The 13284-nt window shown below is 71.6% G+C and carries 9 protein-coding genes; all 9 read right to left on the reverse strand.

Annotation, left to right across the window (positions count from 1 at the left end):
* Positions 1-114: 114 nt before the first annotated feature.
* The 9 genes from ACFHWE_RS21950 to ACFHWE_RS21990 all read right to left on the reverse strand — a co-directional run bounded on the left by ACFHWE_RS21950 (position 115) and on the right by ACFHWE_RS21990 (position 13243).
* The gene (locus tag ACFHWE_RS21950) at positions 115-1314 is read right to left on the reverse strand and encodes an rRNA adenine N-6-methyltransferase family protein (RefSeq protein WP_416603737.1); all 1200 of its coding nucleotides are present in this window, start codon (positions 1312-1314) and stop codon (positions 115-117) included.
* Positions 1315-2082: 768 nt separating this feature from the next.
* Entirely contained in the window at positions 2083-2541 is a 459-nt protein-coding gene (locus tag ACFHWE_RS21955) for a hypothetical protein (RefSeq protein ID WP_416603739.1), read from the reverse strand.
* 15 nt (positions 2542-2556) lie between these two features.
* Complete coding sequence (locus ACFHWE_RS21960; RefSeq protein WP_416603741.1) at positions 2557-4662, reverse strand: hypothetical protein; 2106 nt, start codon at positions 4660-4662, stop codon at positions 2557-2559.
* A 1-nt stretch (position 4663) separates the two neighbouring features.
* Positions 4664-7189: a hypothetical protein gene (locus ACFHWE_RS21965; RefSeq protein WP_416603742.1), complete on the reverse strand. Its 2526-nt coding sequence runs from the start codon at positions 7187-7189 to the stop codon at positions 4664-4666.
* On the reverse strand, positions 7189-7542 hold the full coding sequence (locus ACFHWE_RS21970) for a hypothetical protein (protein WP_416603744.1): 354 nt from the start codon (positions 7540-7542) through the stop codon (positions 7189-7191). The genes ACFHWE_RS21965 and ACFHWE_RS21970 overlap by 1 nt, the downstream gene beginning before the upstream one ends.
* On the reverse strand, positions 7539-8666 hold the full coding sequence (locus tag ACFHWE_RS21975) for a hypothetical protein (protein ID WP_416603745.1): 1128 nt from the start codon (positions 8664-8666) through the stop codon (positions 7539-7541). The genes ACFHWE_RS21970 and ACFHWE_RS21975 overlap by 4 nt, the downstream gene beginning before the upstream one ends.
* Positions 8663-9904 (reverse strand): ParB/RepB/Spo0J family partition protein, encoded by a 1242-nt coding sequence (locus tag ACFHWE_RS21980; protein WP_416603746.1) that lies wholly within the window; start codon positions 9902-9904, stop codon positions 8663-8665. The genes ACFHWE_RS21975 and ACFHWE_RS21980 overlap by 4 nt, the downstream gene beginning before the upstream one ends.
* 109 nt (positions 9905-10013) lie before the next feature.
* The gene (locus ACFHWE_RS21985; protein ID WP_416603747.1) at positions 10014-10952 is read right to left on the reverse strand and encodes a replication-relaxation family protein; all 939 of its coding nucleotides are present in this window, start codon (positions 10950-10952) and stop codon (positions 10014-10016) included.
* Entirely contained in the window at positions 10949-13243 is a 2295-nt protein-coding gene (locus ACFHWE_RS21990; RefSeq protein WP_416603749.1) for a hypothetical protein, read from the reverse strand. The genes ACFHWE_RS21985 and ACFHWE_RS21990 overlap by 4 nt, the downstream gene beginning before the upstream one ends.
* Between the last annotated feature and the right edge of the window lie 41 nt (positions 13244-13284).

Below are 13284 nucleotides of genomic sequence, written 5' to 3' on the forward strand. Positions count from 1 at the left end.
CGGCCACGGCGGGGTTCGGTCCGGTCTACGAGGGGCTGCACGCCACCGACGAGCGGGTGCGTATCGACAGTGTCCCCCTCGTCCAGGCGGTGTACGACCGGGCGGTGCGCACCCTCATGGCCTGAGCGCTGGAGCGGGAAGACACAGCGGCCTGGAAGGCTCATCCACCCACAGCCGGGTGCCTTCTTCGTCCACGGTCACGCCCAGACGCCCCCTGTCCGGTCGGCCGAACTGCTCCCACACCTGCCACGCCTGGCCGATCTGCGCCCACAGGTCCCGCGGACCGGCGTGCTCGGTCTCGTAGAGCCCCCCAAAGGGGGTGTACTCGGCGAGCGCCCACGACCCATCGGGTGTGGCAACGTACACGGTGGCCTCGCCCGCCCATTCCGGGCGGTCCTGTGCGGCCTCGTACACCGCGTACCGAACGTCGGGCACCAGGTGGCCGAGGGTGAGTTGCCACCCCTGGTGCCGGTAAGCCACCAACCGGGGATTGACAGCCGTGTGGCCGGTGCTCTTGCCCGGGGCGTCTTCGTCCACCAGGTCCCGTACACGGCGCGGGTCGGGGCGCTGGGACCTGAGCACCATGAACGGGGCGTCGCCCACGATCCGGCCGTGCGCGGCGCCGTCCTCGCCGACCGTGAGCCGCACCAGCACCCCCGGTTGGTTGCCGACCTCCCACGGGGTGACGACCACACCGCCGGGATGCACCTGGCTCACCCACGAGTAGGGGATGCTCTGGCGGGCCGCCACCGTCGCGAGAACCCGGTGGAACATCCCCGCCTTGCGCTCAAGGAGGGCGGCCCCGTCCTGGTCCAGCACGGTCGGCCGGTAACCCGCATCGGCGAGGTTGGCGACAGCGGTCGCCGCCAGCGCGGGGTCGACCTCGGTTGAGACCACCGCGCTGTCGGAGAGGGCGTGGCAGAGCAGGGCGGTGTTGTAACCGCTCCCAGTCCCGATCTCCAGGACGCGTTGCCCCTCGGTGGCGTCGAGGTGCTGGAGCATGTCCACGACCAGTGACGGCTGGCTGATACTGGAGGTCGGTGTGCGGCCCCGCCCCTCGCTCCCGGTGGGGTTGCCGTCGTCGACCTGGGTGGCGAGTGCGTAGTCGCCCGACACCCATTCCGCCCAGCGGGGGTCGGCGGAGGTGACGGGGCATTCCCAACCGGGGTGCGCCGGGTCGGGGCCGTACAGCACAGGGGGGATGAACCGGGCCCGGTCAGTGGCCAGGACCGCTCGATGCCATCGAGGATCGGTGAACACCCCTCGGGAGGCGAGGAGGCGGGCGAGCGCTCGGCCGGGCGCGTCGGTGCCCATCAGGTGGGCCTCTGCCCGTCCTGGGACGGGGAGGGGAACCCTTCGTTTCCGTGTTCGTTGGGACGGTCACCGTCGGTGCCGCCAGACCCCCCAGAGCCGCTATCGGTGGGTTTGTCTGGGTTGTCGTGCCTGCCCACGGGGATCTCCTACTGCTAGGGGGCCGCTGCCACCAGTGACGGTAACCCGGAAAGCACATGCTGTCACCACCATGTGGGTACGCACCTCAACCGGAACAGGCATACCCCCGGCGGCGTGGGCGACGGCCCGGTCATGGCTGTGCGTGCGCCGGCCTTGGAGAAGCCCAGCGGCCGTACCGCTTCCAGTGCCCACCTGTTTCTTTCCCCTAGAGCACCTGGACCGGGTGCTGCACGTGCTCTCCTCACCGGGCTGAGGGCTTCTCGGCGGTGCTGGACCTGCGCACGGCCGGTGTGGACACGCGCACCACGGCCGCCTCCCTTGAAGGGGACAGTTCTTCCTGGCACATGGACTTCATCTACCAGTTCGAGTTCCCCCATGTGCGCTGAGAACCCGTGAGGAGGCGGGCCGCTGTCTGGCCGTACACCTGCAACTCGGACCACGGGGCCGAGCGGTTCGAGGCCGCGTGATCAGCGCCAGGCCCCTGGCAGCGGAAGGCGGCGCCCGGGAGATCTCGTGTAGTCGTTCATCCGCTGCTGCCCGCCGTGGGAAGGGGCGCTGCCGGTCGTTCCTCGAAGCCGGGCCCCAAGGCCGACGTCGGCAGCGCCCCTCGCCGTCAGGCGACTGCGGGCATCAGGCGTGGCTGCCCCACCAGGAATCGCCCGACAGCGCCTCCAGCTCTTCCTCCTCCTGCACCGACAGGCCCAGGACGAAGGCGTCCCACAGGCGCAGCTCGGCGAGCTCGTCCCCCTCGGCGGGTTCGATGCGCGCTCTCTGCCCGCTCGCCAGGGTAAGGACCACCGCGTCGCCGTCCACCCCGGCCCGGCTCCAGGACAGCGCACGGCGCCGGCACAGGTTGAGGTTGTAGACCCGGGTGCCCGTGGCGGGGTCGATTCCGCCGGAGTGGATGGGGCGCACCCAGACCAGGCGTTCCTGCTCCTGGTCGATGCGGGCGTGCCGGGCCAGGGGCGCGCGGAACACCTCCCGCCCGTCCGTCTGGACGACGACGAGCTGGGCGCCCGCGTCGGTTTCGTCGCCGCTGGGGCTGTGCGCTCCGCTCAACAGGGACTCCAGCCGCTGGTTCCAGTGCACGGTAGGACCGCCTTTCTATGCGACCACGACGTCGTCGATGTTCTTGCCGCCCATCTGGGTGACGCCCTTCTTGTGCAGGACGGAGAGCACGTTGGCGCGCTCGGCCGCGTCCTGGCAGATGATCCTGCTCGGTGCGTGTTCGCCGAGCAGGTCCAGGCCGTGTTTGACCATCACCTCGTTGCTCACGCCGGAGAACGCGGCGATCTTCTCGGGGTCCTTGGTCATGCCCGACGCGGAGTGCAGGTGGTGGGCGGGGTTGACCGCTCCGAAGTGGTCGGAGGGGTATCCGTAGACGCTGGTGTTGTTGAGCACCTTCAGGGGCTGGTCCCACACCAGCTTGGGCCCCTTGGAGACCGTGCTTTTGCGCACGCGCATGAACACGCTGGACGCGCCGCCGGTGTACTTGTCCTGCTGTTCGCTGATGCCCAGCCCGGTGGAGATGCCCATAGTGGCCCGGCGTTCGGTGGAAGCCAGCACACCGGTGGCGATGATGTCGGCCAGGTTCTTGCCGTGGACCTTGTGGACCAGGGACTTGCCCTTCCACGCCTGGTCCAGGGCCGCCTGCTGGTTGCCCAGGTCGAACCGCCCCCAGGTGAGCCAGCCGCCCGCGGGCCTGGGGACTGGGTCATAGCCCTGGCTGGCGGCCAGTTCCGCGCCGTCGGCGAAGCCCGTGGAGGCGGCGACGGCTTCGCGGACCAGGCGCACCTTCTTGGGCAGACAGGCCGCGGCGGCCTCGATCTGCCACTGCTTGGCGAGAGCGGACAGGCCCTGGGCGTCCAGACCCACCGCCTGGTGGGCATTGTGGTGGAAGAGCTCCTGCAGCTGCAGCTCCTCCATCTGGTCGGCCTGGGCCAGCGCCGCCTTGACTGCGGGCTTGCCAGCCAGGCCCTGGGCGTCGATGTTGTTGGCCAGGTAGGTCCACTCGGCCTCCCGGGGGGACATGCCGCGGTTGACCAGGTGCAGTGCGCCCAGGCGTTTGACGAGGTCCTGGCCGTGGCCCGCGCCTTGGGGTGCGTGGACCTCCAACTGCCCGCGCAGGCTGTACTCGCTGCTGCCCTTGGCGTTGGCGGCGTAGGGGCGGTAGAGGGCGGTGTAGCCGTCGCCGAGGTCGATCCGGTACTCCTTGCCCGCGGCCTTGGAGCGCGAGGTGCCGTCCCAGCTGGTGGTGCCGGTGGCGGTGTCGATGTCGGCGTTGATGCGGCTGGCGTCGCGGACCGTGGCCGCCAGCAGCCCCTGGGCGTCCTCGGCGGGGGCGGGCATCATCTTGGTGACGGTGGCCAGGCCGGTGTGCTGGTAGGGGTCGATCTTGGGGACCTTGCCGCCCTGGTCGTAGGGGAGCGTCCCGGCGTTGTCGATGCGGTGCTGCATGCCCTCCAGCCAGTTCTTGTAGACGCCGGCCATCACGAGTTCGTCGGTGGTGGCGTCGGGGTTGTCCAGCACCCCCTGGACCGCGTCGCGGGCGTTGGCCAGGTAGTCGAGTGTGTGCGAGGGGACGGGGTCGCCCTTCTTCAGCCGGTGGTTGATGGAGACCGCCGTCTTGGCGCACAGCTCGTAGAGCTGCTGGTCCTCGTCGACGGGGAGACGGCCGTTGACCTCCTCCTGCACCTGCACGGGGACGAGTTTCTCCTCGGACAGGGCCAGCGCCTCCATCAGCTTGGCCTCGGCGTCCTCGTTCACGGTGGCCAGCAGCACCTCGCGGGGGCCGCCGGTGCCGTCGGGGTCGCTGTAGGAGACCAGGGTGGCGGCCGAGTCCTGCAGGTCCGCGCCGCCCACCAGGACGGGCACCCCGGCGGCCGCGCCTTCGGGTGGCGTGTCGGGGATGGGCAGGGCCGTCTCCGGTGCGGGCGAGACGTCTGGGGACGTCTGGGGGACGTCCTCGGGCTCCGGTTCGGGCCCGGCGTCCCCCGAGACGTCCCCCGCCGGGGCGTCCGCCTCCGGGACATCCGTCTCCGCCTCGGCCTCGCTCTCGCCCCCCTGCGGGGGCGGCTCAGGTGTGAGGAGCTCGGTGATGTCCTCGCCCCACGCGGCCTGGCCCGGCTCGACCTCGATCTCCTCGGCGGCGAGCGGATAGGTGGGGGCGGTCTCGTAGGTGCTGTGGCTGGTCTTTCCGGAGCTGCCCATGTCAGGCCCCGTAGGTGAGCACGTCGGCGCCGGGCAGCTTCAGTTCCTTGGTGAAGAAGTCGGTGAACGTCTTGCGCAGCGTGTTCTTGCGCTCGCAGGCGTGGGAGAGGAACGCTTCGGCGACCTGCGCGGTGCTGACCTTGGTTTCGGGGATCTTGTGCTGGGCCGCCGCACGCGCACGCATGCGCGGCACCCAGCCGATGTCGGGGTTCTTCGCCCCCTGGTGGGCGGTGGTGTGCAGCATGGCCCTCCACTGGCTGTCGGGGATGGACTCGATCTGTTTGATCACGGGGTGGGCCACGGCCGGTTTGATCTTCACGCCCGGCGCGAGGCCGCCCTTGGCAGCGGCCCGGTAGGCCTGCTGGTGGGCCGGGCGCGGCGAGCCGAACACGGCGTTGGGGTGGTAGTCCAGGCTCAGCGTGTCGGCTCCGTAGTGTTTGAAGGCCTGTCCGGCGTCGATGGGCACCAGCCCGCCGGAGGCCGTCTTGAGGAAGTTGCCGGGGTGGGCGTCGTGGTCGCCCATGACCCACTGGGCCACGTGGGTGCGCACCAGGTGGTCCACGTCCGACTGCGTCCAGCCCGCCGGATCCGGCGACAGCGGTGAGGCGCCCTGGACCATGGGCTGGACGGCGCCCTTGTGGGAGCCGACCCTGGCGGTGTAGACGGGCACGGCGTTGACGCCCGCGGTGTGGAAGACCTGGGAGGCGGCGGCTTCGGCGGCGGCGCGCGCTCCGCCGGTCTTCTTGTCGGGTTTGAACAGCCACTGGCCGCCATCGGGTCCGGTGTGCAGGCTCTTGGAGTGCACCCCGCCCAACCCCTTGGCGCTCTGCCCCGCGCCGAAGTCGTGGCCGGCAACGACCTTGGCGTCCAGGGGCTGGGGGACGTCGACGGCCGCCGCGCTGTAGTGCTGCAGCGCGGCCATGAGTGTGGCGTGCTGCCCGCCGAAGCCGGTCTTGGACACCGCTGGGGCGGTCTTGGCCGACAGTGCGGCGGAGGGCGTGGGGGCGCTCTTGGGTGTGGGGGCGGCCTTGGCTCCGGGGCTGGTGGGGGCGGGTGCGCCCGCGCCCTTGCCCCACGACTGGGCGATGTAGTTCTTGGCCTGGGTCTTGGTCGCCGACGCCGCACCCTCCATCCCCAGCTGCTCGGCGGCCTGGAGCAGGGTCGCCTTGTCCTGGCCCACCGCCCAGTCCTTGAACTTCTTGGCCAGGTCGTCGGGGGCCAGGGGCTTGCCGTGCACATCGATCTGCGAGATCTGCTTGAGCAGGCCGGCGGTGTCGGAGGTGTGCAGGACCCAGGAGGAGACGTCCTTCTTGGCCGCGAAGTACTTCTGCGCCGCGGTGGCCATCTCGACGACGTCGGTGGGCCCGGATGCGCCGGTGACGAGCACGGCCATCTTCCCCTCATCGGTGAAGGAAACGGATCCCGCGAGCGTGTCGTGCCAGGTCTTGGCCTGCGCGAACTGGGCGATGCGGGTGTCGGCGACCTGGGCGATGTCCTCCTTCTCCGACGCGGGGACCGAGGCGCGCGTCATCTGCAGGGCCGCGATGCCCGAGAGGACCTGGCACTGCTCGGCGGTGATGTCGCCGCGCTTTTGGGCCGCCTCCAACGCCAGAGCGCACTCGGGGCCATAAGGCGCTACGCACCCCAGGGCCTCGTCGACCTTGAGCGTGGCCTGGGCCTTGGAGCCGCTCAGCGACGCGGTGTCGGTGCCGGGGACCGAGGCGGTGACGAGCTTGTTCTCGGCGTCGACCAGCTGGGCCAGCGCCCCGGCCCTCTGCGCTGTGGGCAGGGAGGGGAAGGCCTCGGCCTGCTGGGCCAGGGTGGCCGACAGGGCCTCGTACTGCTCCTGGGTCACCGACCAGGCTCCGATGCCGTACCCGGTGTGGTCCACGTCCGCCAGCGTCTTACCGGCCACGCTCTGGCCCGCGCACAGCTGAGTGAACCGCTCCTGGGCCTTGGCCTGGATCTTCTTCTTCGACGGGATGTCGGAGTCGTAGTTGGGGTCCAACCAGTGGACCAGGGCGTGGTTCTTACCCGGCTCCTGGTTGAGCCCCACCAGCTCCGGATACGAAAACCCCTCGTTCGCTGCGATCTTCTGAAGCTGTCCCTCGCCCAGCGCGGCCAGAGCCGCCACGGTGGCCTGGGCCTTGAGCTGGCTCAGCTCCTCGCCGTCCGAGTGCGCGAGTCCGTTCATATAGGACTGGAACAGGTGGTAGTCGGCTTTCGCGGACGTGTCCTTCAGTGCCTGGTACCACGCCAGTTCCTCGTCACCGCTCAACGGATTCGCCAACGCGTAGAAGAAGGTCCCCTTCTCCAGGAGCTTGATCGCGTCGAAAAGCTCGTTGAACTTCTCCAGGTGCTCGGCGGCGGACGGGTTCAGCCCCTCGGGCGCGCCGAGCCCGTCGGTCTGCTCGGCGAGCAGGTCCACGATCTGGTCGGCCTGCGGCCCCAGGTCCGAGACCGCCTCTTCGTGCACGGTCGGCGCGGTCTCGTACAGCGCGTGGCTCTGCGATCCTCCCGAACCCATCAGCGCCCCTCCCCCGCCGCCAGGTCCACCAGGACCCGGTCCAGGTGCCCCTCGACCAGGTGGGACAGCGAAGGCGCCTCGGGCACCTGCTCTTCTTCAACCAGGTGTGTGGTGCCGTCCTGGGCCGCCCAGTGCTCCAGCAGCTCGGGGGTGGGCGGGCCCGTGGCGCGCAGGCGCTCGCGCCAGGGCCAGGCCCGCCCCTGCCGGTCGGGCACCCAGGACACGTACGAGCGCGGGTGCGGCCCGCCCTCTTCGACGCCGAGCACGCCGACCGGGTCGGCGGGCATCCCCAGGCGGGGCGACCACACGAGCAGGACGAACAGCCGCCGCAGCGGCACGGCGGGGGCGGTCACGGGTGCACCTCCGAGGTTCGGGGCATCAGGGACGCGAAGTAGCGGACGCTGGAGCGGAAGGCGTCGGGGGTGCTGGCGTGGACGCGGCGGCGCCCCTGGGCGCCCATGACCTCGCCGTGCAGCCCGTAGGCCTGGGGGGTCTGGTTGAGCAGGGTCAGGCGGGTGCCGAACAGGTGGGTGGCGGTGGCGATGCGGTCGGGGCGCGACAGGCCGGTGATGATGACCGGCAATTCGGCGGGGATCTGGGCGGCCAGCCAGTGCAGGCCGGGCAGCAGCCAGCGGTCCCAGTCGGCCGCGCTGCGCATGGTCTGGGCGTTGATGGCGATGGCCGGGGGGCGGGTGTCGGCGATCCACTGGGCCCACCGCTCCAGGTCCTCCAGCCGGAACCAGTACACGTTGGGCGCCACCGCCAGCCCGGCGTCGGCGAACTCGGTGGCCAGCAGCAGGGAGCGGCGCATGTTGATCAGGTGCTCCAACCTGGGCCAGTTGCCGTAGATGGAGTAGTTGCAGGCCAGCACCAGGTCCCAGCCCTGGGCGGCGATCTGCTCGATGAGCTGGTCGCGGCGCCGCAGGCTCCAGAACGCCTCGACCAGCGGGTCCTCGCCGTAGCCGCTCAATACGGCCTTCTGGCCCGGCCGCAGGCCGAGCAGGTCGTGGGCGCGGGCTCCCTCGCGCCAGCGCGGGTAGATCCGGTGGGATCGGGGGGAGAACACGCGGCGCAGCCCGACGGCGTAGGCGGGCCAGTGCAGGTGCTCGTCCAGTTCGGCGACGTTGGTGCCGTCCACCTGGGGGATGTAGCCGGGCAGGCGGGGCAGGCCGTGGTCGGCGAGGTGCAGGTCGTCGAAGGCCAGGGTGGCGCCGACGTCGGCCATCCAGGCGCGCAGGTTGTCGCGGCTGGGGCAGCGGATGGGGCAGGTGCCGCACACGCCCGAGGGTGCGTCGGCTTCGGCGCGCGAGCAGCCGCAGTAGGAGCAGTCGCTGTTGGTGCCCGAGCACAGCGCTTCGACGGTGGCGGGGCCGCCGGTGCCGTCGGGGCCGGCCCAGAAGGGGCAGGCGGTGCAGTCGCAGCCGCGGGTGGGGACGGGGATCCGTGCGGTGGGCATCGGCAGGTCGGTGGGGCTCATGCGGTGGGGGCCTCCTCGTCGTCGTCCAGGTGGGGGCGGAGCTCGTCGATGAGTAGGAGCAGGGAGCCGCGGGCGTAGCGGTCCAGGCGCGCTCCGGTGCGCAGCCGGGCGGTGAGGGCGCGCAGCCCGGTCACGGCTGCCGCCGCATCGGCGGTCTCGGGGGCGGTGTCCGGGGGCGGAGCACAGTCGGCGTGCTGCGGCCCCTCCCCCGCCGACTGGGCGGCTGCGTCCGGGGCCTGTTCGAGGTGCTGCTCGTGGGCGCGGGCGCCCACCACCTCCTCGGGCAGACCGGCGTGCTCACGGCTCAGGGCGTGGGCGCGGGCCTCGTTGGCTTCGTCTCTGCGCTCCTGGGCCTGTTGGAGCGCCCCGTCGGCCGACAGATCGGGGTCGGCCGCGGCGGCCCGGACGGCGGCGGGCAGCAGAGAGGTGTTCTTACCGGCTTTGACGGCGGCCCAGATCTGGTCGGCGGCCTCGGCCCGGCCGGCGCGCAGCCGCGCGAACCGGATGCGGGTGTGCAGGCGGGCCTTCTCCTCATCCATCTCCTCGGACAGGGCCGGGGGCAGCGCGCGGAAGGCGGCGACCAGTTCGCGGGCCTTGCGCGGGGTCAGCTGCAGGCCGAGCCGGTTGAGGACCTCCGTCCACGGCGCGGCGCAGGACGGGTCCTGGCCGCGGATCCTCTCCAGCGCCTCCCACCGCTGGACGGGGTCCTGGAGGGCGTCGACCTCGGCGGGCACCGGTCTGCCCGCGCGCAGCAGGTGCCCGGTCAGGACGGCGCAGCGGTGCCACAGCAGGGCGGCGGCCTGCTCCCCCGGGCGCAGGGGTTCACGGGCCAGGTTCTCGGTGATCTGCCAGGTGCGCCGCTCCTCCTCCGACAGCGGACCGGGGCAGATGATCGCGGGCAGGGCGTCGAAGTGGGCGTTGTCGGGCAGGTGGGCGGCGCCCCACCGGCAGGCGCGCAGCCGACGCTCGCCGGTGACCAGGTGGAGCCGGGGCGGCCCGTCCTCGCGGGGGATCTCCTCGGCCAGGACGGGTTGGAGGACGCCGACGGTGGCGATCGAGCTGATGAGGTCGGACAGTTCGGCGGGGGTGGTGGAGTCACCGGGCCGGCGTCCCTGGACGCGGGTGGTCGGGGCTCCGGGACCGCGCAGGGCGATGGTGTCCATCCGCCTCTGGCGCAGCCGCGGGGAGTCCATCAGCAGGGAGATGCCGTCGAGGACCGACGAGTCTTCTGTGCTCATATCCGGGTCAAGGCCCTGCGGGGCGGGGGCCGTGACCGGCATCTGCGAGCGGATCGGGAGGTGGTGCGCGGCCCGCGCCCTTGCCGGGGCGGGCCGCGCACCACCGGGGTCAGCCGGTCCGGGTCCTGAGCTGGAAGTCGGTGAGGGCGTTGGGGTCCTTTGACAGCAGGCTCGACCAGATGGCGGCGCTGGGACCCTCAGCAGCCAGGTCGTGCATGGTGGCGCAGCCGATCGCGAACCCGGGGCGGGGCTCGACGAGGTAGGGGACGTTGGCCACGAAGGCGGCCAGGTCCGACCTGCGGGCCTGCTGGAGCTCGGGGCGGGCCGCATCCAGCACCACCAGGACCCGGGGAAAGCGCGGGTAGCGCCTGGTCCAGGCCGGAGCGAGACTGCCCGTGACCGGGGCGGCCCGTCGGCGCCCCCGCGTCTCGGGCAGCGGCGTGTGGTCGAAGTAGCGGGCGTAGGAGACGAGTTTGGCCGCCAGGCGGTGCACGGGCATCGTGGCCCGGTCCAGTTCGAGGAAGCCCTGGATCTGGGTGCGGCTGCCGGAGGGGTTGACGCGGGTGTAGTGCACCAGCGCGTCGCTGACCACGTGGGTCTTGTCGAAGGCCCCCTCCCCCTTCTGGAAGCGGTGCGCCACCTCCGGTATCCAGCTCAGCGCCCCGAAGGAGTCCCCGCGGCGGCGGGCGTCCTCGAAGAACAGGGTCCCGACCTCAGTCACGCCCAGGGTGTGCAGCTGCAGGGGTCCGGCGGCGCGTTCGCGGTTCATCCGGTACCGCCGCACGTGCAGCACCCCGTCCTGCTCGACGGCGTCGGCCCCGTGCTCGGTGAGGAACCAGCGGTACGGTCGGCGCGGCCCCCCGGTGCTGACACGGTCCACGAGACGGTGCCTGCGCAGGCGGTCCAGGATCTTCCAGATGTACTGGCGGTTGGGCGATTCGGGGGTCAGCAGGCGCCGCAGCTGCCCGGTCGTGGCCAGACGGTGCTGGTAGAGGACGGTCAACGCCATGTGCGAGGCGGTGTTGGCGGCCGCGTCGGGATCGCTCATGGGTGCTCGCCCCCCTCAGGCCCGGTGACGGCGTCTGCGGCGGGATCCAGCGGGGTCCGCTGGTTGTTGTCCGCGGTTCCGGCTCTGCTGGCGGTCTGGTTGCCGTTGGCGGGGATACCGGAGGTGACTGCGCTGTCGTCGGCAACGGAGCTGCTGTCGCCGCTCGTGCCGTCACCGCTCGTGCCGTCAGGGATAGTGGCGAGGGTGACGCCGAAGTGGGCGTGGATGCGCTCGTCCAGCGTCTCCAGGTCGGACAGGACGTCGCCGATCCTGCGGCGCCCCAAGTTGGTGTCGATGGCCTTCTGCTGCAAGGACAGGCGGCCGGGCTCGTAGTGGTCCTGGAAGAGCTCCTCCAGCAGCACACCGCGGACCTTGAACGGCGCGGTGGTCTCACCGCCGACCGTGGTCGAGAGGATGTGGTGGTAGCGGGGCAGGTTGACCAGCGCCTCGGGCTGCACCTCCCCCGCCCACTGGCGGGTGACCACGCGGACGGCGTCGACGTCTCCGGCGGTCGAGCTCAGCAGGGACTGGTTCTGCAGCAGGGCGTCGCGGGTGGCGCGGGTCAGGCGCTGGGCCATCTGGGTCATGGCGTGCAGGCGCACCTCGAACTTGCCGAGCTGCTCCAGGATCGCGGCGAGGTGGCCGCGGGAGGCGCCGTCGATCGCAGTGAGCTCGTCGATCATCACGTCGTAGCGGCGGCGGGAGGCGGCCGGGATGTCGCCGCGTGAGCGGCCCGCCCGGAACAGGTCGTAGACCAGCAGGCAGTTGACGACCCGGCCGATGTCACCGCCGGGCGGACAGACCCAGACGACCTTGCCCTGGTCCATCGCCGCGCGGACGTCGTAGGTGGACACCGAGGAGCCGAAGAACGCCGTCAGGGTGGGCGAGGCGGCCAGCCGCTCGATCACGTTGGTGACCGTCGGCGTGGCGTCCGGCGGATATTTGGGGTAGGTGCCCTTCCAGAACCGCTTCAGGCTCTCGGGCAGGAACTTCAGGAGCGGTTCACGCCACGCCTCGTCGGTGAGCAGCCGGGGGACCTGGAACAGCGTCGGCTGGCAGTCGGGCGGCAGCCTGAGCGCGAGGTGGCACAGGCTCTCGCAGGCACGGGTGAGGATGGTGCGGGCCCGCGAGGCGGCGTCGTTCCACATCAGGGCGCTGGAGATGGCGGTGACCACGGCGTCCACACGGTCCTCGATGTGCTCACGGCCCGTCCCGGGCGCGCTCATGTCCAGCGGGTTGTAGCCGGCGATCCGGTGGTCCTCACCGCGGACGGTCAGGTCGATCTCCCACAGCCGCGACAGGACCTGCGGCGAGGTCAGCATCGGCGCGGCCCGCCGCCAGCCGTCGGCGTGGGGGTCCATGTACCACACCCCGCGCCCTCCCAGCGCGAGCGCCAGGCTCTGGACCAGCGCGGTCTCGGTCTTGCCGTAGCGGGATCGGCCGATGCGCAGGGAGAAGTACAGATCGTCCAGGGGCGTGCCGACGAGCTTCTCCGTCCCGTCGCCCGCGGTGGCGTACCCCAGGGGCAGCACACCCTCCTGGCCGGTGTAGGCGGGCAGCGAGGGCGGGGGCGGAGCGATCAGCCCGTGCGAGCGCGCGACGTTGCGGCCGTGGCAGTGGCGGGTGGGCGGTTTGAGGAACCCGGCGAGTTCGCGCCCGGTCAGCAGGTTCTCCTTGCGGGGGCGGAACAGGCCGCTGTCGATGCGACGGTCGAAGGAGCGCCGCCAGGGCCAGGCGTCGGAGCCCAGGTGGGCCACGCCGAGGTTGATTCCGGCGGTGCGCCAGTGGTTCTCCCCGGTGAACACCTCGCAGGCGGCGAGGATCTGGTGCAGGTGGGCCTGGGCGCGGCCGGGAATCTGCGACTGGACACGGATCAGCACCTGCGCGGCGAACACGGGTTCGTGGACGGTGAACTTGGTCGCCGGAGCGGGGAGCGGAGCCGCGGGTTCCCGGCCGCCCCGGGAGCGGGCTCCGACGGTCGGGGGTCCTGGGAGGACCTCGTCGAGGAGTTCGGCCAAGGCCGTTCCCGCGGCGTCGAGGCCGCGCGCCACGATCCCGCCGCCTGCCTGGTTCTGCCAGGCGCGGGTGACCAGGTGGTTGACGCGGGCGGGGGTGAGCGGGCGCAGGTCGAGGCAGACGTCGACCTTCTCGCCGAGGTCCTCACGGACCGAGGCGACGGCGGCGGCGATACCGCCCAGCGGGTCGGGCTTGAGCCCCGCCTCCCGAAGCGGCAGGTGTGTGTCGCGGGCGAGCACCAGTTCGGCGCGCGCGGTGTGGGTTCGTGGTGACAAGACCGTCCCTCCCGTGGATGTTCTCCGACATCAAGAGCGAA

The sequence above is a fragment of the Nocardiopsis sp. LOL_012 genome (assembly GCF_048060475.1).
Classification (GTDB): Bacteria; Actinomycetota; Actinomycetes; order Streptosporangiales; family Streptosporangiaceae; genus Nocardiopsis.